The 268-nt window shown below is 41.0% G+C and carries 1 protein-coding gene; it reads left to right on the top strand.

All coding sequences use genetic code 11. From position 1 onward, the window contains the following. Window positions 1-268: DUF4924 family protein (locus Q5762_RS38580; protein ID WP_315896980.1), on the top strand; the 268-nt coding region annotated here is incomplete at both ends.

The following is a 268-nucleotide window of genomic DNA, read 5'->3' as shown; positions in this document are numbered from 1 at the left end:
ATATGAACATCCCCAACAAACAACAAAATATCGCCGAATACCTGCTCTATATGTGGCAAATAGAAGATTTGCTGCGGGCGTATGATTTGGATATCGACAAAGTACAACAACATTTAATTGACCCGACGCCGCTTGACGATAACGCCAAAAAAGCGTCGCGCGATTGGTATGAAGGGTTGATTTTGATGATGAAATCGGAAGGCGTGCAAGAAAGAGGACATCTGCAAATCAATAAAAATATAGTTATTGAACTTACCGATTTGCACCC

This window comes from Streptomyces sp. P9(2023) (genome assembly GCF_032436795.1).
Classification (GTDB): Bacteria; Actinomycetota; Actinomycetes; order Streptomycetales; family Streptomycetaceae; genus Streptomyces.
Note: the sequence above shows the minus strand (reverse complement) of the source record. Positions and strands in the feature narration are given on the sequence as shown.